General features: G+C 43.3%; 20 protein-coding genes. 10 read left to right on the top strand and 10 right to left on the bottom strand.

The genetic code is table 11. The annotated features are described in order from the left end of the window. Positions 1 to 86: 86 nt before the first annotated feature. From AC0YN7_RS11055 to AC0YN7_RS11045, 3 genes are all read left to right on the top strand, one after another. Entirely contained in the window at positions 87 to 1,040 is a 954-nt protein-coding gene (locus AC0YN7_RS11055) for a TRM11 family SAM-dependent methyltransferase (protein WP_475810039.1), read from the top strand. A gap of 27 nt (positions 1,041 to 1,067) precedes the next feature. Continuing rightward, positions 1,068 to 1,754, top strand: coding sequence for a class I SAM-dependent methyltransferase (locus tag AC0YN7_RS11050; protein WP_475810038.1), 687 nt, complete (start codon positions 1,068 to 1,070; stop codon positions 1,752 to 1,754). Positions 1,755 to 1,833: 79 nt separating this feature from the next. Beyond that, positions 1,834 to 1,995, top strand: a complete 162-nt coding sequence (locus AC0YN7_RS11045) for a hypothetical protein (RefSeq protein ID WP_475810037.1) — start codon at positions 1,834 to 1,836, stop codon at positions 1,993 to 1,995. A gap of 549 nt (positions 1,996 to 2,544) precedes the next feature. On the opposite strand, the gene AC0YN7_RS11040 is transcribed toward AC0YN7_RS11045, so the two are convergent. Further along, the gene (locus AC0YN7_RS11040) at positions 2,545 to 3,105 is read right to left on the bottom strand and encodes a class I SAM-dependent methyltransferase (RefSeq protein ID WP_475810036.1); all 561 of its coding nucleotides are present in this window, start codon (positions 3,103 to 3,105) and stop codon (positions 2,545 to 2,547) included. Between the two features lie 90 nt (positions 3,106 to 3,195). Further along, on the bottom strand, positions 3,196 to 4,641 hold the full coding sequence (locus AC0YN7_RS11035; protein ID WP_475810035.1) for a DEAD/DEAH box helicase: 1,446 nt from the start codon (positions 4,639 to 4,641) through the stop codon (positions 3,196 to 3,198). Positions 4,642 to 4,894: 253 nt separating this feature from the next. On the opposite strand from AC0YN7_RS11035, the gene AC0YN7_RS11030 reads away from it, so the two are divergent. From AC0YN7_RS11030 to AC0YN7_RS11020, 3 genes are all read left to right on the top strand, one after another. Beyond that, complete coding sequence (locus AC0YN7_RS11030; protein ID WP_475810034.1) at positions 4,895 to 7,129, top strand: GDYXXLXY domain-containing protein; 2,235 nt, start codon at positions 4,895 to 4,897, stop codon at positions 7,127 to 7,129. 337 nt (positions 7,130 to 7,466) lie between these two features. Next, complete coding sequence (locus AC0YN7_RS11025; protein WP_475810033.1) at positions 7,467 to 8,864, top strand: YheC/YheD family endospore coat-associated protein; 1,398 nt, start codon at positions 7,467 to 7,469, stop codon at positions 8,862 to 8,864. After that, positions 8,861 to 10,264, top strand: coding sequence for a YheC/YheD family endospore coat-associated protein (locus AC0YN7_RS11020; protein WP_475810032.1), 1,404 nt, complete (start codon positions 8,861 to 8,863; stop codon positions 10,262 to 10,264). Before AC0YN7_RS11025 ends, AC0YN7_RS11020 begins: the two co-directional genes overlap by 4 nt. Positions 10,265 to 10,385: 121 nt before the next feature. On the opposite strand, the gene AC0YN7_RS11015 is transcribed toward AC0YN7_RS11020, so the two are convergent. Next, a complete protein-coding gene (locus tag AC0YN7_RS11015; protein WP_475810031.1) occupies positions 10,386 to 10,847 on the bottom strand; it encodes a hypothetical protein in 462 nt (153 codons plus the stop codon). 78 nt (positions 10,848 to 10,925) lie between these two features. Continuing rightward, complete coding sequence (locus AC0YN7_RS11010) at positions 10,926 to 11,249, bottom strand: MGMT family protein (RefSeq protein ID WP_475810030.1); 324 nt, start codon at positions 11,247 to 11,249, stop codon at positions 10,926 to 10,928. Between the two features lie 141 nt (positions 11,250 to 11,390). On the opposite strand from AC0YN7_RS11010, the gene AC0YN7_RS11005 reads away from it, so the two are divergent. Then, a complete protein-coding gene (locus AC0YN7_RS11005) occupies positions 11,391 to 12,434 on the top strand; it encodes a glycosyltransferase family 2 protein (protein ID WP_475810029.1) in 1,044 nt (347 codons plus the stop codon). Between the two features lie 133 nt (positions 12,435 to 12,567). Here AC0YN7_RS11005 and AC0YN7_RS11000 read toward each other — a convergent pair whose 3' ends face one another. The 3 genes from AC0YN7_RS11000 to AC0YN7_RS10990 all read right to left on the bottom strand — a co-directional run bounded on the left by AC0YN7_RS11000 (position 12,568) and on the right by AC0YN7_RS10990 (position 15,227). Further along, positions 12,568 to 13,227, bottom strand: coding sequence for a glycosyltransferase (locus AC0YN7_RS11000; protein WP_475810028.1), 660 nt, complete (start codon positions 13,225 to 13,227; stop codon positions 12,568 to 12,570). Between the two features lie 366 nt (positions 13,228 to 13,593). Continuing rightward, on the bottom strand, positions 13,594 to 13,989 hold the full coding sequence (locus AC0YN7_RS10995; RefSeq protein ID WP_475810027.1) for a hypothetical protein: 396 nt from the start codon (positions 13,987 to 13,989) through the stop codon (positions 13,594 to 13,596). 41 nt (positions 13,990 to 14,030) lie between these two features. Next, positions 14,031 to 15,227, bottom strand: a complete 1,197-nt coding sequence (locus tag AC0YN7_RS10990; protein ID WP_475810026.1) for a ParM/StbA family protein — start codon at positions 15,225 to 15,227, stop codon at positions 14,031 to 14,033. Between the two features lie 524 nt (positions 15,228 to 15,751). Here AC0YN7_RS10990 and AC0YN7_RS10985 point away from each other — a divergent pair. Further along, on the top strand, positions 15,752 to 16,180 hold the full coding sequence (locus tag AC0YN7_RS10985) for a helical membrane plugin domain-containing protein (RefSeq protein WP_475810025.1): 429 nt from the start codon (positions 15,752 to 15,754) through the stop codon (positions 16,178 to 16,180). A 28-nt stretch (positions 16,181 to 16,208) separates the two neighbouring features. Next, on the top strand, positions 16,209 to 17,390 hold the full coding sequence (locus AC0YN7_RS10980; protein WP_475810024.1) for an NAD(P)/FAD-dependent oxidoreductase: 1,182 nt from the start codon (positions 16,209 to 16,211) through the stop codon (positions 17,388 to 17,390). Positions 17,391 to 17,493: 103 nt separating this feature from the next. On the opposite strand, the gene greA is transcribed toward AC0YN7_RS10980, so the two are convergent. The 3 genes from greA to AC0YN7_RS10965 all read right to left on the bottom strand — a co-directional run bounded on the left by greA (position 17,494) and on the right by AC0YN7_RS10965 (position 20,862). Then, positions 17,494 to 17,973 carry a transcription elongation factor GreA gene (gene greA, locus AC0YN7_RS10975; RefSeq protein WP_475810023.1) on the bottom strand — a complete coding sequence of 160 codons (480 nt, stop codon included), beginning with the start codon at positions 17,971 to 17,973 and terminating at the stop codon, positions 17,494 to 17,496. 205 nt (positions 17,974 to 18,178) lie between these two features. Further along, positions 18,179 to 19,738, bottom strand: coding sequence for a glycine betaine ABC transporter substrate-binding protein (locus AC0YN7_RS10970; RefSeq protein WP_475810022.1), 1,560 nt, complete (start codon positions 19,736 to 19,738; stop codon positions 18,179 to 18,181). Between the two features lie 14 nt (positions 19,739 to 19,752). Next, positions 19,753 to 20,862: an ABC transporter ATP-binding protein gene (locus AC0YN7_RS10965; protein ID WP_475810021.1), complete on the bottom strand. Its 1,110-nt coding sequence runs from the start codon at positions 20,860 to 20,862 to the stop codon at positions 19,753 to 19,755. 209 nt (positions 20,863 to 21,071) lie between these two features. On the opposite strand from AC0YN7_RS10965, the gene AC0YN7_RS10960 reads away from it, so the two are divergent. Next, positions 21,072 to 22,172: a PRK06851 family protein gene (locus AC0YN7_RS10960; RefSeq protein ID WP_475810020.1), complete on the top strand. Its 1,101-nt coding sequence runs from the start codon at positions 21,072 to 21,074 to the stop codon at positions 22,170 to 22,172. Positions 22,173 to 22,207 lie beyond the last annotated feature (35 nt).

The raw sequence follows: 22,207 nt of genomic DNA, 5'->3' as shown, positions 1-22,207 counted from the left end.
TAGCCGACCTAACTTTGCAATTGTTGCCGTTTAAGGATATGGTTTGAGAGGAACTTAAATATATAGCTATAAAGGATGGGACAAGCTTGAATACAACGAGCCTACAGCCAGCATTTATATATACGTATGCTTACCGCGCGGATGAACAATCATTGTGTTTCTTGGAGATGCGCTCTTTTTTTGGTACAGAGGCTCCCAGTAATATATTAAAAAGCAGCATAGCTATTGACCCTAGCCGGAGTCCCTTTATGAGAGAACGCGTGGAGGTGTTTTATGAGGGAGACACGCTGTCACATGTTCTGGATCAGGTAGAGGCTATGAACATGGGTGAAGAAACGTTCAAATGTCTATTTGTAAAAACGAATGATTTAGCTCCTGCCGACAAAATAGAGTATGATGACCAGCGCGTCATTGAACGTGAGCTTGGGATGCGTATTACCGGAGTAGCGGATGTGCGTAAGCCGGATCATGTTTTTGGTATTATTACGCTCGGAGGACGATGGTATTTCGGCAAATATATGAAAAGCAAAGCCATCTGGCTTGACCATGTGAAGAAGCCCCGCAGCTACTCCATTGCACTGAGCACGCGCGTAGCAAGGGCTGCCGTTAATATCGCGGTTCCTGATCCGAAGGGCATCAGAGCCATTGATCCTTGCTGCGGTATCGGGACAGTGCTCGTAGAAGCTCTCTCCATGGGTATTGATATCGTCGGCAGTGATATTAATCATTTTATAGCACGAGGGGCTCGCGAGAATATTGCACACTTTGACTTTGAAGGTGTAGTCACTTTAGGAGACATCGCTAACATAGAAGAAAAATATGATGTTGCTATTATTGATATGCCATACAACTTATTTTCCAACACAACACCTGAAGAGCAATTTTCTATTATGAAGCATGCTCGTCGTATTGCGGACAAAGTGATTGTCATTACAATAGAAACGATCGATGATATGATTGCAGATGCCGGCTTAACGATCGCGGACCGCTGCGTTGCTAAGAAGGGCCATTTTTCCAGACGAATAATCGTTTGTGTGTAAGCCATTTGATCTGAGGAGGAATTAATAATGCCAGACCATGATTCCATATATGCAAGTGAAGCAGACAAATATCATCAGTTAATAGACAAGCAGCCTGATTTGGATAAGATTATCGATGAAATACGGCCATACGGCGGATTAGACATCGTTGATCTTGGTGCAGGTACAGGAAGGCTGACTGCGGTGCTTGCCGCCAAGGCAAAAACGATTATTGCTCTTGATGCATTTCAGGACATGCTGCGTATGAACGAGGAAAGGCTGAGAGAAGCCGGACATACGAACTGGACAACAAAGGTGGCTGATCATCGAAGCCTGCCTTTGGAAGATAAAAGTGCCGATTTAATCGTATCTGGCTGGAGTATTTGTTACTCCACAAACACGGGTATACCGGAATGGGAACAAAACCTCAGGGAGATTATAGAAGAATTAAAGCGGGTGCTTAGGCCTAACGGAACGGTTATTATTTTCGAGACGATGGGCACAGGCTTTGAAGAGCCCTCACCTCCTGACTTTCTGAAGCCCTATTATGCTGCATTAGAGAAGGATTATGGCTTCTCTCATAAATGGATTCGAATGGACTATCAATTCGACAATGCCGAGCAGGCTGAAGAGTTGACACGCTTCTTCTTCGACGAAGAGTTAGCCAATAAAGTAGCTGCGCAAAAGCTAATTCAGCTGCCTGAATGCGCCGGCGTCTGGTGGCTTCAACTATAGCAATCGCAACATGAGGTGGCTTGGCATCGAGAGTGGACCGGACACAGAATCCGCTATTTAGAAATTATAGCGTAGGATTTTGATTAAGCTGACAGAGAATCCGTTATTCTCTGAAAATTACACGATTAAAGCGCATGAATGGAGAATAACGGAATGTGAGCCCGCCAAAGGTCATAATCGAAGTATATTCGCCAATATTGCGGATTTACAGTCCGCTCAAGTGAAGCCATTCGGAAAATAGCGTAGGATTAAACTGCACAAGTCATAAGTAATTAATTTGTTAGTAAATCAGCCACATAAGAGGAGCCCTAGTCGGGTATGGTTGGCTTGCTGCGTTTGGTGCGTTTGGTGCGTTTGATGCGTTTGGTGCGTTTGGTGCGTTTGATGCGTTTGGTGCGTTTGATGCGTTTGGTGCGTTTGATGCGTTTGGTGGAGGACTTTTGTAGATATACAATTTATTGGCGAACACGTTAGAATGGATTTTATACAATCAAAAGCCTACTTATTCCGTTTCCATAGCATTTGAATGGATTTCATACAATCTAATACGACTTTAAAAGCTATTTTAGCACGGAACCGACGATTAGCTTGTATGAAATACAGTCTAGCCCAAACACACCGCTATTTATGTAGTTTTGATTGGATGAAATACAGTCAAATCATGTGTAGTGAAATATTTATAGTATATCATCTGCCTTTATCCATCAAACGCTAATTTCTGTGCTGAGATCTTATAAATTAAATGAAACGAATGTGAAGATTAGACCCGCTTTCCGTGAACATAATGTGGTTAAGCCTTATAAAGGTACACCTTCGTACGGTATGCATCCGTGCAAGTAATGATCCGTTCAGGCTGCCAGTCCGGAAGCGCGAAGCAAATACTTATAATCTGTGCGTTCGGCGGCAACTGCTCGCGTAATAACACACTCAACCTTTTCATCGCGCCCGGATAGAGATAACATACAACCAAATCAGCGCTATCGTATGTATAGCTGTATAGATTACCCCGAATAAAAGTTACCCGATTAGAACGGTTCCCCCGCCTATCCAGCCTTGCCGCAAGTCTCGATATCCACAATGGGATAAAAGAGTTTTCTATACCGATGACTCTCCAGCCTGGGCACAATTTTGCTACCTGCAGAGCGACTGTCCCCCAGCCAGATCCGGCTTCTACCATGATGCCCTTGCTTGGCAGTCGCTTAATCTCCTGCATAACCACACGTCTGACCGGAGCTGATGAAGGCATAGGTGATATACCATTTTTCCAGCTTACGAATACAATGGATAGTAAAGCAAGCAGCACCAACATCATCAATATGCCAGACACCATCTGATAAAGTGTAGCTTCCATGTTCAGATTTATCCCCTATCTTTGAATCAGCAATAAGATGATCTCGGCGCGGTGCCGAAATCATCCTATTATTCGCGATCTATTTAGCTGCTACTTTTTCCCTTTACGTACCTTCAACAGCTTGCCTTTTACCGTCGTATTTTTCATAATTTCCAGCACTAGCGAGCCTTTGCCATTCAAAATCTCAACATCTGTTACATTGTCGAGAATTGTAATGATGCCAATATCGTCCGCCGTTACGCCTTCAAGCTTGGCAATCGTACCAACAAAGTCCACAGCTCTAAGCTTCTTTTTCTTCCCGCCATTGAAGTTAAGCTTCATAATCTGCTTGTTTAACTGCTCGCGCTTATCTTTTTTGAGGACAGGCCCCACATTCATTTTCTGCTCGAAGCCTTCTCTGCGGTTATCAACTGCCTCTTCTGAAGGGGCTTTCACCTTAGATATAGCAAAACCAATATAGCCTTCTATTTCAGCCAGTCGCCTTCCATCATTTGGAGTAACAAAGGTAATGGCTTTGCCGGTCTTGCCCGCGCGACCGGTGCGTCCCGTCCGATGAACATAGCTTTCCTTCTCAAGCGGAATATCGTAGTTAATGACATGAGTAATGTTCGTAATATCGATACCCCTTGCAGCTACATCTGTCGCAACTAAATAACGGAACTGCCCTCTTCTGAACGCATTCATTACTTCAAACCGTTCTTCCTGCTCCATGCCGCCGTGAATGCGATCACACGGATAATCGAGATCAGCCATTTCCCTAAATAATTTATCTACATTCTCCTGCGTACGACAGAAAATAATGCAGCTATCCGGGCTCTCAACAATGAGCAAATCTTGAAGCAGTGCTATTTTGTCCGCTTCCTTCACTTCAATAAGAGAGTGGTCAATCGTAGCCGTCGTTAAACCACTTGCTTTGATCTCAACTTCCACAGGATTGACCATATATCTGCGTGACAGCTTGGCCACATCCTCAGGGAACGTTGCAGAAAATAACATCGTCACTCTGTCATTAGGCAGCGCCTGAATGATCGACTGTACCTGTTCTATGAAGCCCATATTCAGCATTTCATCGGCTTCATCAATAACGAGATAGGCAATCCGCTCTAGAGCTAACGTGCCGCGTTCAATATGATCCAGCACACGACCTGGCGTGCCTACGACCATATGCGTTCTTTGCCTTAACTCCGCCTTCTGTATATGAAAAGGATGTTTTCCGTATAGAGCTGTCGATTTAATGCGCTTGAATCGTCCAATATTCGTAATGTCCTCGTTGACTTGAACCGCGAGCTCACGAGTTGGCGTTAATATTAACGCTTGCGGCTTATTCTCGTTCCAATCGACCAGCTCGCAAAGCGGAATACCGTATGCGGCTGTTTTACCGCTGCCAGTCTGTGATTTGACAACAAGATCCTTCTTTTCAAGCGCGACAGGAATTACTTCCGTCTGAACCTCTGTTGGTGTTTCATAGCCCAGACTGTCCAGCGCCCGAACGATTTCCTCGCTTAATTGATAATCTTTAAAATGCTTCTCGCTCATTGATTAACCTCTTCTACACTATATTCGTTTACCTATACATACAGGCTTTCACCATACATCTATCGTATACTTTATCCATTATACTCTAAGTTTATATTTTTATATGAAAAGAGTTTTCGAGTAAACCTCATATTACAAGTTACGGAGAGATTATAGCGGCTCTGTCAGGGGTACTATAAAAAGTGAGTACTAGTTCTACCAAATGCAGGTTATTATAATAAAAACATACCACTACGAAAGGCATGTGAACGCAATGCTCCGACTAAACGTTATACGCATCGGTTTTCTAATGGGTGTTTCATTGCTGCTGGGGGCCATCGTCTATTTCTTCGCTTCTAATTGGGCCGGAATGGACCGTACAGAGAAAATCATAACATCTGCCGGACTCGTCGTCTTGTTCTACGGTGTGTCCTATACATTCTCTAGATTCAAGCTGCTGTCTGGCCATCATCATTTCCTTTCCAACCTGTTCCTAGTGGCCGGGTGTATATCCTTTGGCGCAGCGGTTGCTTTATTGTATCAAATCTATAATGCGCATGCGGATAGCTTCGAATTGTTTGCTGTCTGGTCCATACCCGCCTTGCTGCTGGCTTGGATCACTCGATATAATCCGTTCTATGTACTGGCTTATGTGCTGGTCCATCTTTCATTATGGTTTTACTTTTTCCCTTCCTCTCTATATGTTGTTCACAGTGATGAGCAGTTGATGATGATTGGCGGCTTATTCGCACTCATCAACCTTGGATTGTTCATCTTAACGGTAACAAATAAACTTCTATCCATACCATTGAAGATAATTAGCTTTATTATTTTCCATGCATCGTTGCTAACTCTAACTAATTCGTATGCGTTCGCTCGTTATAGTGTTTGGATGAATATCTTGTGCATAGTTGCGATTGGTATCGGGTTTTATTATTTCTCGCGTGTCAAGCTTGATAAAATGATGCTTACGCTCAATGCGCTTGCAACATCCGCTTTTGCCGTATTTAAATTTATCGAGCTTGCATCCCGGCACGGATCAATCGTGTTTTTCATATTGGGCATTATATTTGTTGTAATATTATTAACTGGAAACGTGTACTTCTTCCGTTATTTAAACAAGCTGGGCAAAGAAGCATCAAATCCAGATAAAGTTGATAGCCCTAGACCGGTTCAGTCCAGCACACAAAATGATTCTATCGCAACTAAAATCGTATCCATTATCGTTACGGTACTTGGAGTCATTATCGGCAGCATCTCATTAATTGGCCTTGTATTTCTCGCCACTGGAGATATCGAGCCTCAGAATACGTTATACGCAGTCTCCTTGGCTCTCGTCATTCCTATTATTTTGCTGCCGCGAGTAAATGCTGTCATTCGTTATACGGTGCTGACGATCGGGTATGCGGCTGGTATAGTTGCAATCATATGGATTGATATGACACTTCTATCCGCTCTCTTCTTAATATTGACAGCTGCCGGCTGGTTTCGATTACAAGGAAGGAAGCAGCATTTATTTACCTATGCGCTTATTAATTTGAATCTTGCGATTGTATTTTTCCAGCTCTTCGAGTCCTATGAAATGGTATGGTCACTTACCATTCTCCTGCTTGTCATATGGAATGTCGTCGTATATTTCAGCCACCTTCTGTTGCCTGAAGGGGATCTGCAGCAGCATGTTCGGGAGAGTGGATTATTTTTCGGCCTGCTATTCTTATTTTGGTTGACCTTTCTGCATAAATTATTTCCTTATTCCTACGAATTGTTTAACCTGCTCAACTTTGCCGTTGTAACCACCTTGGTATTTGTGTTCTTTCGCCGCAATCAGGCATGGGAAACAACGATCAGTCTTTTTTTCTGGTTCGTATTCTTGGCATTCAAATATTATGATTTATTGTGGACGCTGCTTCACAAATCTATAACGCTGGCTCTGCTCGGGATCATCTTCTTGTTCGTCACCGCTCTTGTAGCGCGCCGCACAGCAGTACCAAATGTCGATAGTGAGCAAGTCAGTTATATGAGCAATAAAACATGGTTAATCATGGCTGTCATTGTATTGCAGCTGGGCTTCCTAGGCTATCAAACCGCAACTAGCGAGTATTTACTGAAAAATGGCACAATTGTTAAGCTTGAAATAGAACCGTTAGATCCAAGATCTTTATTGCAAGGCGATTACGTCACTTTAAATTATAGTATTACTACTCCGCCGGAAGAGATTGCGACCGAGCTTGAATCTGAAAGCAGTCAACGCAAAATAAAGATTGTGCTTACTAAAGATGATAGCGGGGTACATGTCTTTGATCGTGTATACAAAAACGGAGATACACTGGCTGATGGGGAAGTTATCATAACGGGAAAAAGCAGCGGGTGGCGTTCTATCTATTATGGCATTGAAACCTACTTTGTTCCTGAAGGCACTGGTATAGAAACAGAGAAAAATGCTCGCTTCGCCTACATCCGTGTCAGTGCTAGCGGCAATGCGCTATTGGAGAGCTTAAGCGACAAATAAGTGCTAACCCAACCATTAGGTTATTCAATAGAAATAATAGGTTAGTGGATTTCTGGAGGCTGTAAGCTCGATTTTGACGCTTACAGACTCTTTCATTGGTTAGTTTGGGGACTTTAAGCTCGATTTTCAGCCTTACAGCTCGTTGGCGGCTCAGTTTCTTACGGATTCGCTGGCTGTAAGCTCGTTGGTGGGCAAGCTTCTAACCGCATCTTGATGCGGTTTTTTCTGTTTTATACAAGTAAAGATAATTCTCACCAAGGATCTTTAACCCTCATACAATGGTTTGGAACGGTTCTATCAGGAGCTATGTATGTCGTTGCCCGGAAGGAAGCATACCATGAAAGTATCGAAAGTTAAGATCCACATTCAGAAGAATGTTCATTCTGATAATGAGCATGTCATCATGTTGAACGAAAAATGGCTGAAAAAGAATGACATTGCAGCCCATCAAAATATAAAACTGGAATTTGGATCTTTTAAACAGGATGTGACGGTTGCCAGCATTGCTCAATCCGATGTTCTTCTAATAAACAGCAGTCTTGCAGACTTGATGGGTATTCGTTCAGGAGAGCATTTGTGCATGCAATATAAAGCAAGCAGCAACACCCTGCAGATCGGGCCGCTCATTGGTGTAATGGTTGGCAAAATCAGCTCAAGCACTCACGACCGACCTTTTGGAACGACAACCCCTTTTTTTTTGGACTTAAGTGAAGCTTCTCGTATGATTGGGGCCTTTATATTTTTCTTTAGCACATCCGAAATCAATGGCTCATCCGATACGATAAAAGGCTGGCATTATAATGGCCGCTGGTCAAAGAGAACTTACCCCCTCCCGAACGTCGTCTATAATCAAGTCCGCTCACGTTCTATGGAGAAGCAAGCCAATGTTCAGCAATTTATACAGCATGCCAAGCAACAGGTTCCAACCTCCTTCTTCAATGAAAAGTATCTCAATAAAAATGAAGTGTTCAAAGCGCTCCTCTTAGAACAGGGAATTCAGCATTACTTGCCTGAAACATTGCTTCTTCGTAATTTTCAAACACTCAAATCAATGACAACCAAATATCCGACTGTTTTTTTGAAACCAATAAACGGAAGTTTGGGCAAAGGCATCATTAGAGTTCAACGAGACTCGAATCACAACTACTCCAGTCATCTTACTCACGCAAGCGGATCCCGCAAGCAAACTCACAGAAGTCTTGATGCATTATTCTCCTTCCTCTCCAGTAGAATGAAAACGAGTACTTATCAAATACAGCAAGGGCTTTCCTTAATAACTATAGATGATCGGCCAGTCGACTTTCGTGTACTAGTGCAACGAGGTCAGCAGGGTCAGTGGGCGGTCACTTCCATCGTTGCCCGTATCGCCAATAACCGGCATTTTGTGTCCAATTTGGCGAGAGGGGGCAGCCTTACCACCGTGAAAGACGCGCTTCAACAATCCAAATCCGTCACAGACAAGGGGAGCCGCTCGCGATTAAAGCAAGCCGCGATAGCTATTGCCAAAGGAATTGAAGCGCATATCCCTGGGCATTTTGCCGAGCTTGGTGTCGATTTGGCACTGGATAGAAATAATCGCGTGTGGCTAATCGAGGTCAACTCTAAACCATCCAAAAGTGAGAATACCCCTCTCACGACGACACCAGCTATACGATCGTCCGTCAAGCAAATTGTGCGATATTGTCAGTTTGCAGCCGGATTCTCTATCGTGAAGAGGTTAGGAGGAAAATCATGAGCTTGATAACAGCCACTATATATGAAACGCGAAAGCCAGGTAAAATCATTTATTTAACGCGCGACTTAGCCAAATCTCTGCAGCTTGAGTATACGAGTAAACTCACTCTATGCTTGGGAAGCAGAAAAGTAATGACTCAAGTAAAGTGGCTTTCAAAATCTGGTCCCTACCTATATATCACGTCCAATCTTCTATCTCAGCTGAGTTTTCCTCAGCTTGGCAGCAGTCTCACGTTATACCTCAGCGGAAATGAGCTTCACATTGGCCCGTTAATCGGAATTTTAACGGAGATAAGACCAACAGCCTCAGCTATCATAGGTACACATCATGAGCTGGTTCATTCCTTTCTCAAAACAGGTGCCGGCGCTTCGTTATGCTTTGCCTTTTCACCTCACGATGTCAACTGGAGTCAAGAAACCGTAACAGGCTCCTTTCTTATAGAGGATGGGAACTGGGTACGCCGAACAGTTCCTCTTCCTGATGTTGTCTACAATCGGCTTCCGAGCAGAAGAACAGAGAAGCTGGCAGCGATAAAGGCTCTTAAACAAAATTTTATACGTAAGGACATTCCATTGTTTAACTGGGCTTACTTTGATAAATGGGAAATATATAAGCTGCTCGAGGGTACAGACGTTGCCCATTACGTGCCGGAGTCCTATATTGACCCTTCCTCCGTACAGATTAAGAGTATGTTGAAAAAATACTCCTTCCTGTATCTTAAGCCGACCGGCGGCAGTCTAGGTATTGGCATATATCGGATCACTTATAATCCAAACCGCGGGTACTACGCGCGTTTCCGTCAAGGTGGACAGAACGTTCTGCTCCATTTTAAAGACTTCGAATCACTGATGGTGTACCTACGTTCGAAAAACGGCGGCCTAGTCCGTTACGTCGCTCAACAAGGCATTTCACTCATTGAGATGGACGGCAGTCCTCTTGATTTCCGTATTCACTTGAACAAAAACAAGGAAGATAAGTGGATTGTATCCGGTATCGGCGCTAAGAAGGCTGGTAAAGGAAGCGTCACGACCCATGTGAGAACGGGCGGAAGATTACTTACGCCAGACCGCGTATTCCGCGAGCTATACGGGTCCCGTGCAGATAGCATGTTAGAACAAATGAAGGAAGCGGCCATACTATTAGCTGACTCGATTCAAAGTAAATCCGGTTATTTATTAGGAGAACTTGGACTCGACATCGGAATTGATAAAGACTCTAAAATATGGATGTTCGAGGCGAATTCCAAGCCTGGCCGCTCCATCTATAAGCACCCGATGTTAGCTTCTCAAGGAAAAGCGACCTTGCAATATTTGCACGACTATTGCTTATATCTCAGTGATTTCCGTCCGAAAACCGAGTTGCTTGAGGGTATTGTCCCAGAGCAATTTCAGGCTCGATAGTCAAGCACAAATGGTCTGCGCCGTTCTCATCGACATAAGCTCATATCGCTGTGAAATGAGAAAAAGAACCGTTCGAAGACTAATTCGAACCGTTCTTTTTTACGCGAAAAGATGTATTTTATTATTCGTTCACTATCTTGCTAAGTTCAGGAAAAGGCTCTAAATAGCCGTTTCTGTCCAGTTCCCTTAATGCCTTACGAATGGTTTCTTCACCTTCTCCGGACTGATCAGAGAGCAGTAGCAAATCAGTTAAACCAATTTCCGGATTTTCCTTGCAATATGTAAGCAGCCCTTTCGCAGCCCATGACAACCGATCATCTTGGAATTCACCTATCAGTTGGCGGAACAATTTATGCGGAATCAATTGCTCATCAATTAGCAGCTGCATTGCTTTAATGGTTTGTTTCTCAGTCATCCGGCCTTTCTTCGCCACATCTGACAGTGTTAACGAAGAGGAATCGGTTGTGCTCGCGCTTAATACGATGTAAATCATTTGCGAATATATATCCAGGCTTGGCTTATAAAAAATTTCAGTGGACACTGTAAAATTGCGGAGATTGCTCTGTGTAGGTTCAATATTCATTTTGTCTCTCCCTTTCATATGAGGTATTCCTTATTAAGGATACGAGATCCTAGTCAACTTTGTAGCTTTATTAAAAATTTATAACAATTCTTCGTCACAATGACGGAGTTGGAACCTCATCAAATCAATTCGTCCATCGTCACTTACTTCTACACCTTCATCGCTTAAATAGAGCTTTTGCATAAACCGCGCCTCATCCTCCTGCAGCGCAATTTCTCCGTTCGCATTGACGACACGATGCCATGGCAGCTTATGAATATGACTTAATGAATGCAAAATACGTACAACCTGTCTTGCCCCTCTTGGGCTTCCGGCTTGGCCAGCAATCTGTCCATAGGTCATCACTTTTCCCTCGGGTATGCCTTTAATAATTTCGATTACCCGAACCGTAAATGGCTGCATAGCTATCCTCCACTCTTCAATAACATCTATTTTTAACTCTTTTAAATAAATGGGTTGTTCTTTATAACGAATGTGATATTATTTTATATGAAACGCTTTCTTGTTGACCAACTGCACCATACTATTCGGGAGGTATACGATATGACCTATGCAATTAGTATAATTGTTCCCATATATAAGGTAGAGAAATGGTTGCATAGATGTCTGGAAAGCATTTTGAATCAACCCTTTGGAGCGTTCGAGCTCATTCTTGTCAATGACGGATCCCCAGACAACTGTGGTCAAATATGTGATGAATTTGCTCGTAAGGATGCTCGTATCAAGGTCATTCACAAAGAGAATTTCGGTACGAGCAGTGCTCGAAATGCCGGCATTGCAGCAGCTACTGGTCAATATATCTCATTCATTGATCCTGATGATACGGTTAAAGCAAACTTTTTCACTACCCTGTATCAAACCGCTTCCAAAAACAATTGTGATGTCGTCATAGGAGGGTTCCAAAAGTATCCCACTAATGAAGAGGTCTCTCCTCGTTTCAAATTACATACGCTTATGAAGGGCAAGGAACTAATTCTAAGCTCTAGCGAAGTCAACACCAAGCTTGATTTATGCTTTGTTTGGAGAAATCTATTTCGTTCAAGCTTTATTAAAGAGCATGCTATTTCTTTTCATGAGAACATCTATTTTGGAGAAGACACCCTATTTAATTTAGAAGCGATACTTGCGTCAGAGCGGGTATATGCCATACCAGATCCCTTATATGAATATACGACTAATAATCCAAATAGCGCGATGAACGCCCTCTATAAACCACAGCTCGAACAAAGCCTGCGCCTGCAATATGCTTTAAGAAAACGAATCTCTGAGAAATCGGGTTTGCTTCTAAATAAAAGATATCGACAGGATTTGGCCTACTACTATCTGAAATCCATCTTTGGCCTGTTTCTTAGAAACCTTCACAGCAGTCCCGCTCCTATTCAAAAATCGGCTCTGGCTAGTCTATTAAAGGAAGCTATGTTTACAGATAGCATGAGAGAAATTGGATGGTTCTATCATTGTGATACGATAAAAGAATACCTCTACTACCTGGCGCTCAAATTTAAATGGACCAGCTTTATTTTTCAAAGAGAGTTTGGTCCTCCCAGCCTCATCAAAGAATTGTTCGCTATTAGGCACAAGGGATAAGCTAAGTTTTGAAAATAGGGCATTCTTGAATGCCTATACTATCATTTTTGCAGCGATGATTCAAACGCCAAGAGAGCCCTTATAACAGGGCTCTCTTGGTTTTCAGATCATCTATTTTAATAATCTCTCGAGGTCATTTGAACTTCCCTGGAAACTGTTTAATGATTCCCACCGATAACGCGTCCGCCAGCACTATAATATGCGCCAAACCTTTATCAAAGGCGTTAATATCCCCTTCCCAGTCTTTCGCAACCCTTGCCATCACATCTTCTGTTAGTAGCTGCAGATGCATATACAGCAATTGCTTTAAGTCCTTCTCCGCCCAATTGGGATTCAAGCTGCTAAGATATTTAGCTAAATCATCCGCGTTGCTGTACCACTTTTTATTATATTTTTCCACATCCGCTTGCTTGCCGTTTTTTACTGCATCAACTACTTGTCCTGCAATAAGGATATGCTCCTTTAGCAGCTCAGCCAGCTTGTTGCCTGCTGCTTCGCCATAATACGGCTTTATGGCGTTGCCAATATCCTGTTGATTTCTCAAAAGCCTAGCCAGCACTTCTTTTTGATCCTCCAGCCCTGCAATGGCGCTTACCAGATAACTCCGTGTCCATATAGCGTGATCGATCCACAGCTTCCTCAAATCATTCTCCAACCGAACTTGAGATTGGGTTACACAGGAATGATGCTCACTGTGATCATATCCAGAAGCCTCTGCTCTAATTGGTGTCATAATTAATACAAGAGACATACAAAGTAATGTTAATTTGATAAACCTGCTAGTCAACGACATCTTCTCCTTTTTTGACGCATAAATGGAATAGCTCGTTATATTTTGGACAATTCCACTTTTTTCATACATAGTAAAAAGGATGCGAACTCCTTTCCTATTCCGAGCTATTTTCTGAATAATTGAACAATAAAACGCCAGCTCACTGAAATCAGCGAGCTGGCGTTTTTATTCATACTTGTTAAGACGTAAGTAGTACAGATTTGTATGGATCCTACGAGACCATCACACAGCAAGAAACACTTCGCAACACTAGGTATTACTTGATATTACCGATTAGTGTTACTGAGTATTACTTTTAAGTATTACTTAGTAATGTATAGTAATACCTGCATACTCTTATTTACGATAAACCCTCTACATGCCTCATTAAATCCATGCTTCGACATCTTCATCATCTACTTCTTCTTCTACTGCCGGCACAGTTTTCGGCTCGATTATTTGCTTACTTTGCTCATTCCGATGAACCTCGACAACTTCCGCGGCTGCTGCTGATTCGTCATGGTTCGTCAAATATGGAGTAGGATCAATCGTCTGCGGTAGTACCAAAGGCGATGGTACCAAAGGCCGAGTCAGGTTGTTTCGTTCAACAGGCACAAACGTCTGCAAATTTCGTACGCCGTTATGAATAATCTCATTTTCCATTAAATAGCGCAAAGAATCCATTAGATTGGTTTGCGCGTTAAGCCACTCCATGACCAATGGGTCTTCCGTTTTTTTCGTCTTCAAACTGATGTTATCGCCAGGCTGTTTTATCTTTTTCACTCGGATCACCTACCGGAATTTCTTAAATTGCACAAACTGTTCTATACAAGCTGGATCGCTTTATTTTTAAGCGCCTCATAAATCTTTCCGCGTACAAAAGCATCTAGACCCATCGCATTCATTTGAACCGCATATTCGGTGGGAATGTACAACAGCTGTATCTCACGCTCCGTACAAAGCTCCTTCATTTGCGGATATAGCACCGAACGCATAAGTATACTACCACCGCCATATACACAGATCAGGTCGATTTCATTCCGAGCCTTTGTAAGCTGCCTCTTCACGTTTTGTACGATTTGCCGTACTTGGCTTTCAAGCGGTCTCTTCAAAGTCTTTAGCGCACGGGCATGATATTTGTGGTTCGGATTTTTAATAACATCGCTAAAAAATTGTCTTGGACTATCCGGTAAATGAATCAATCGATTGAATTCATCCCGCGCTTCCTCAATTGCATAACCGGCACCATGGTGACTGCCATTTACGAATTGACGCAGAAATTTATTGCCTTCCGTAATGGGGTACTCCGTAGAGCCATCGCCAATATCGACATGCAAAATTCGTTTATCCTTGAAATAGCTCCCGCTAAATTTTTTCTCTATGCCGTACTCCTCAAGGAATTGCTTGAAAATATCCCCTTCTCTCCAATTCCCGTCCGCATCCTTCTGAAGCGTGAAAATAACTGGCGTAGCCTCTGGCACTACTTTCGCAAAAGGAAATACGATCTTCACTCGAACTCGCATCATCCCTAAATGAACGGTCACATGATGAGCGCCTGTAGTAAACCGCTTCTCGAACTTCGCCGACGTTTCATCCGTATGCTGCGTGACCGGCAAGGCAGTCGCCATATCCGCCTCTACGTCAATATGCTCTGGAATCGTCTTCTCTTCCTCATACGCCTTCTGAACGGCCACCGCCGCGATTTGAGCCAACGTATTAACAATCGGCAAGTCCATATCGCTTTTAACATCAATGCCGATCTGCAGATTATCCAATATCTCTCCGCTCTCGAGCGCAAACTTGCCTACATAATACATGCCAGCTCTTGCAGCCGGTGAATCAATGGTCACAACCAATTGATCCTGCAAATTTTTAATAAAACTCTCCGGCGATTGCTCCTCGCTCCAAGGCAGCTCGTCCACTGTACAATTGACATTTGGCTGCTGAATCAACCTTCCATCAATAATTAAATCATGCTCGCTATTTCCATTATCGTTACCTACAAAAAAATGATAATTCATAAATGTGCCCTCCTTAAGTTTTGTGAAGCAAAACTAGCTTCGTAAGCATAATCCTAGTTTTTAGAATAAAACCTGACTTCGTAAGCATACGCTTTAAGTTTTGTGAAGCAAAACTAGCTTCGACTACCGTAGTATTACTTTGCCATACGAAGTATTAGCATGCATCCCGCTATAGACCCAGTACAAGTTAATGTTTTCTCATAAATATTTGTCGGAATTGCTCTCCAAGCAACGTCATAATGATAAAATTTCTCCTGTGGGGGATAATTATATTACCCTCTTGCACCAGATTCGACATTTTCTTTAAATATGAATAAATTTCTTTTTAACTTTCTCGTTAAAAGATGTAGAATAGAGACAAAGGGTTCGGAACTGGTTAAGTCATGCTCGCTTATTAAAAGACACTATTGTTTTTTACTATGTGAAAAATGTAACAATCAAATTATAAGCGAGCTCCCCTTGAGTAATGACATAATCCGGACTGAAGCTTACTTTAATTCCAATGTAAAGGAGGACGTTTACAAATGTCACAAACATCTGCTGGAGCAACCCTCACTGAAGAAACAAAATCATTAGATGTGCTTGATCAACTAATGAAGCCGGAGGTTCAACAATCTCTAACCGTGCTCGTGGACAACCTACCGAAATTGGCCGAGATGGTAACACTTATGACAAAGGCTTATGATTTCGCGCAAGGTATCGCTACGGACAAAGTTTTGATTGATGAGTTCGCGCATGGTATTGGCGAGTTTGTTAAGCCTGTTCAAGAGAAAGCAAAAGGTATTGCAGCTGCAGCTATCGAGGCTGGAGAACGCGCGCAAGCTGACGCAGGAACCTCTGTTGGTCTATTTGCTATGCTGAAAATGCTTAAAGATCCAGAAGTGCAAAAAACACTTCGCTTCGCTCAAGCCTTCCTTACTGTGCTTTCTGAGAAGAAAACCGAAAACCACTAATTAATTTATGAAAGAATGGAGGATGGACATGTCGAAACAAATTTTAATTCTTGGCGGCGGGTACGGCGGCGTTCTTTCGGCTCTTACAGCTCGAAAATATTTGTCCGCAGCTGATGCGAACATTACAATCGTCAACCGTTTCCCAACGCATCAAATTATTACTGAACTTCACCGTCTTGCTGGGGGCACTATTGCAGAGAAAGCTGTATCGCTTCCTCTTACTAAGCTGCTCGGCGACAAAAAAGTAAACGTTGTCGTTGATTCAGTAAAAGAAATTAAACCGAACGAAAAGCAAGTTGTTTTGGAAAGCGGCACTGTATACAAATATGATGCCCTTGTCGTAGCATTAGGCAGCGAAACAAACTACTTCGGTATCCCAGGTCTAGAAGAGAACAGCCTTGTGCTTAAATCAGTCGCAGATGCTAACCGCATTCGCGAGCATGTTGAAGCACGTCTGGACGCATACAAAAAAACGGGCAACAAAGCAGACGCGACAATCGTTGTCGGCGGCGGCGGCCTGACAGGCGTAGAGCTTGTTGGCGAATTCGCTGATAAGCTTCCTGAAGTATGTCGCAGCAAAGGAATCGACTTCAACGATATTTCACTATATTGCGTAGAAGCTGGTCCTGCTGTTCTGCCTATATTCCCTAAAGTTCTAATCGATCGCGCTGTATCAAGCCTTGAGAAGCGCGGCGTTAACTTCATCACTAGCGTTGCCATTACAGAAGCTACAAAGAGCTCTGTATCACTTAAAGATGGACGTACGCTCGAGTCCAGCACCATTATTTGGACTGGCGGCGTAAAAGGCAACCCTGTTGTCGGCAGCAGCGGCCTTGCTGAGGACCGCGGTCGTTCAACGGTTACACAAACACTGCAATCCACTTCGCATGCGGATGTATTCCTTGCTGGTGACTGCGCAGTTGTATTCCCAGAGGGCGGCGAACGTCCATATCCACCAACTGCTCAACTTGCTTGGCAAATGGGCGAAACAGTTGGCTATAACCTATCGGTTATGATCAACGGCGGCGTTATGGATAAATTCGTTCCTGTGTTCTCCGGAACATTGGGAAGCCTAGGCCGTAAAGACGGTGTCGGCACAATCGGCGGCAACGGCACACAGCTGAAAGGCTTGCCTGCTACACTTATGAAGGAAGCAAGTAACATTCGCTACCTTTCACACATCAACGGATTGTCTGCACTCGCTTACTAATCCATGTCTACGTGTAATCGGCTTACGACTTCTTTGACGGTATAAGCTAGATTCGCAGCAACATAAAACAGGCGCCTAGTATCTGCTAGGCGCCTGTTTATTATTACATTGCTTTTATCTCAAGCAATTCATACTTTATAACACCCATAGGCGCGTCCACGCTGATGATGCTGCCTACCTTTTTGCCTAGAAGCTCCTTGCCCAAAGGGCTCTCATACGAAATTTTATCCTCAAGCACGTCCGCCTCGGCAGGACCTACAATTCGGTACTCAATTTGTTCATTAAACTCTATGTCATTTAAAATAACAATGGAACCGACGTTAACGGTTGTGAGGCTTAGACTGTCCGCGTCCACAACCTTTGCTTTATTCAACATCTTCTCCAAAATAATAACTCTAGTTTCCAAAAAAGATTGATCATTTTTGGCGGAATGATACTCACTGTTTTCCTTTAAATCGCCATAGCTGATCGCCAATTTAATACGAGCGGCTAATTCCTTACGCTTCACATATTTGAGATCATCCAGTTCAGCTTGCAGCTGTGCCAATCCCTCTTTGGTTAATATCACTTCATCATTAGCCATTATTTCAACCCCCATTTGCTTTCTTTAGTTAATTCTAACCTATATTCGGCAGTTGTGCCAAAAGCCGCAGGTTTTTTTCGTGTCGATCAAGCGTAAACGGCAGCACAGTCACCCAAGGAAAATTTTTATAGATAGAAAAGGCCGAAGGCATATTGCCTTCGGCTTTCAGCAGTCAGTGGCCTACTTATCGTGATAGAAGTTCTAATTATTTCATCAATCCTGCGTCCTTCAACCATTCCTCGGCTACAGCACGCGCTTGCTTCCCTTCCAAATCCACTTTCCCGTTGAGGATAGACATCGTCTTGTCATCAATTTTCCCCGCAAGTAAATTCAGAACCTCCGCTAGCTCGGGATGTGCTTCTAACGTATCCATCCGAATGACAGGAGCCGCGTAATACGGCGGGAAGTAATGCTTATCATCCACAATGACCTTCAAATCAAAGGCTTGAATACGTCCATCCGTGGAAAATGCATCATTAGCGTCCGTTGTCCCTTCTTTGACCGCGCTATATGTTAATCCGGCGTCAAGCCCCTTAACTTCCTTGAACTTCATCCCGTATGCCTTCTCGAGCCCTAAGTATCCGTCCGGACGCTCTAGAAACTCATGTGTAGCTCCAAGAACAAATGCCGGAGATTTTTGGGCTAAATCCGAAAAGGTTTCAATTCCTAATCGATCCGCATGATCCCTTCTCATTGCCAATGTGTAGGTATTATTAAACCCTATCGGTTCAAGCCATGTGACCTGGAATTTTTGCTCATATGCCGCCTTAACCTGTTTGTAGGTTAATTCAGGCTCACCTGTGATGGGCTTTTCCTTGAGCACAGAGGTCCATCCGGTTCCTGTATATTCGGGATACAAATCAATATCGCCGCTAACCAAGGCGTTATGGGTTACTTGCGAGCCTCCCAGAAAAGGCTTTCGGATCACTTTTAAGTCCGTTTTTTCCTCGATTAGAGAGGCCAGCAAATGAACCAGAACATCCTGTTCCGTGTAATTTTTTCCACCAACTACGATGGAGCCCGCACCAGTTGACCCTGCCCTCATTGATATGCCTGCAATAATCGCAATAATGAGCAGCAAAGCCACTGTAAGCTCTAGCCCTTTGATAAACTTCGATCTGCCTTTACCCTTCTTCTTAACTCCCTTTGGAGTTACCGCCTTCTCCAGTCGCTCTAGAACGAAATCGAATATAACAGCAAGCAATGCGGCTGGTATAGTGCCCGCTAAAATCAATTCCGTATTGACCGTCGAAATTCCTCTGAAAATCAAATCGCCAAGCCCGCCCGCTCCGACTAACGAAGCAAGGGTGGCTACGCCTATAATCATTACGGTAGCTGTACGTATGCCCGCCATAATGACATTTAAAGCTAGCGGCAGTTCAATTTTGACCATGACCTGCATACTCGTCATGCCCATACCGACTCCGGCTTCCTTGATCGACTTCTCCACATTCATAATTCCCGTATAGGTGTTCCTCATAATCGGCAGCAATGCGTATACCGTTAATGCTATAATGGCAGGCACCATGCCAATCCCGACCAAGGGAATCATAAAGCCTAACAACGCCAAGCTTGGTATCGTCTGAAACAAGGAAGCGACACCTATAATAGGGGCTGCCAGCTTAGGCATACGTGTCAGCAATAACCCTGTCGGGATGGAGATAACCATAGCAATGATTAGAGCAATGAACGATATTTGAATATGCTCTATAGTTGCGCTAATAATATCTTCTTTTCTATTCAATATGACATCCCAGAAATTCATAGCTAACCTCCGAACTACATCTGTTTAAGCAGTGCGTCAATTAAACTTGAATTGGTTATAAGCCCAGCTAATTGTCCCTGTTCATGCACGACAGCAAGGTTACTCAATCCATGTTTTTTCATCGTATCTACAGCATCTCCCACGCTCGTGCCGACCTGAACAGTTGCAATATCGGTTTTCATAATATCTTGAAGTGTCAGATCCTCTTCGTGATAATGGTTTTCCAGCATCTCTTTCGTTACAATTCCCTTTAAAATGCGGTTCTTATCCGTTACCAGCAAACCATTTACACGATATTGCTTCATCAGCTTTGCTCCATGAGCTAATCCTCGCGTCAGGAAGACCGTTACCGGATTATTCACCATAACATCCTCAACCATCAAATTTTCTGACTCGTTCAAGCGGCTTTCTCCTATAAAGCTGCGAACGAAGTCATTTTTCGGTCTCCTTAATATGCGGTCTGGTGTGTCGAACTGAACAATTTCTCCAGCCTTCATAATGACGATGCGATCAGCGATTTTGAGCGCCTCATCCATGTCATGAGATACAAATACGATCGTCTTCTTCACTTCTACCTGCAAACGAACCAATTCATCCTGAAGCTGATCACGGCTGATGGGGTCAAGCGCGCTAAAAGGCTCGTCCATTAAAATAATCGACGGCTCCGCAGCAAGAGCGCGTATCACTCCAATTCTCTGCTGTTGTCCGCCGCTCAGCTCAGATGGGTAACGCTCTTTATATTGACCGGGATTTAACCCGACCATCTCCATTAATTCATCGATTCGCTTTTCGTATACTGATTTATTCATTTTTTTCAGCTTCGGCACAATTGCAATATTATCCCTAATATTCATGTGCGGAAACAGACCGATATGCTGAATGACATAACCTATATTTCTTCTCAGCTCCACCGGGTCTATATTAGAAATATCCTTCCCATCAATGAGAATTTGACCAGAAGAAGGCTCGACCAGACGATTGATCATTTTCATCGTAGTTGTTTTTCCGCAGCCGCTTGGTCCGATAAGGGTAATTAATTCGCCTTCCTTAATATCTAAGTCGATTCCTTTTAATACGAGGTTGCCGTTCTTATATTTTTTCGTAACATTTTTAAATTGTATCATTTCAGCACCTCATTCTATCCCCGTTGTCGCGGCTTTCTGTTGGCTGGTACTATTTTACCCACTAATCCTTTTTCTATAATATTTGGAATAAAAAAAAGAAGGGCACAATAGCCCTACTCTTCAAATGCGCAAAGACTCTGCACCTTTTCCAATACGATGTAATACGATGAAGTATGCACCAAGACATTAGCCTAGAAAGGTGTGGGAAAATGACTGCAACAATTAAAAACTTTTATGCTGGAGGGAACACAGCTCGAGGTTTTACCAGCTTGTTTCATTCATCCTTGCAAGGACTTGAGCATCTGTTTATTTTAAAAGGAGGCCCCGATACAGGAAAGTCTGCATTAATTCAAGCTATTGGAAACAAAATGACAGACAATGGCCGTGATGTTTGGTACATTCACTGCGCATCTGATAATGACGCGCTTGACGGATTAGTCATTCCCGCTTTGAAAATCGGGATTGTTGGAGGGGTGGCTCCTCATGCTATAGAACCACAGCTCGAAGGGACAACCACGCATGTTATAGAGTGGTCTGAGATCTGTGATACAGCTCAGCTTAGACTTCGGGGAGCAGCCATTGAGACGTTGAACAACGAAATCAATCAAGCGTATGAACGAGCCTATTCCGGTTTTGCTGAAGCTCTTCATATACATGATGAATGGGAAGCCTTATATATTTCTAATATGAATTTCAAAGATGCCAATCTACTTACACAGGAATATACAAACATTTTGTATGGTGATCGTAAGCTGATGAAAACAAGCCGTGTTGACCGCCGCTTTCTGGGAGCTGCTACGCCTAACGGCGCAGTCGATTTTGTCCCAAATCTGACAGACGGATTAAAGAGGTATCTCATTAAAGGAAGAGCTGGATCTGGTAAATCCACTATGCTGAAAAAGCTTGCGGCAGCAGCAAGTGAACGAGGCTTCGACGTTGAAATCTACCATTGCGGCTTCGACCCAAACAGCCTGGATATGATTATTGTACGCGAGCTCGGAATCGCTATGTTCGATAGCACAGCGCCTCATGAATATTTTCCCGATCGTGACACGGACGAAATCGTCGATACGTATGTGCGCTGCATCAAGCCGGGAACGGACGAGGAGCATGCAGAGGCTATACACGCTTTTAAAGAACGTTATTCCGCAAAAATGAAGCAATCGATTCAGCAGCTAGCACAAGCTAAAGCTCTTCAGGATGAACGGGAGCAAATAATTGCTCCGTTCACGGATATTCAAATTATTAATCGGATCAGAGATGACATTCAGCAGCAGATATATCGCATTGCAGCTGAATCTGAAAACTGAAAACTAAGAACGGCTGAAAGTATCCAATCCTATGC

It is taken from the genome of Paenibacillus sp. J31R122 (assembly GCF_056269185.1).
This window is presented reverse-complemented; position numbering and strand designations above follow the sequence as displayed.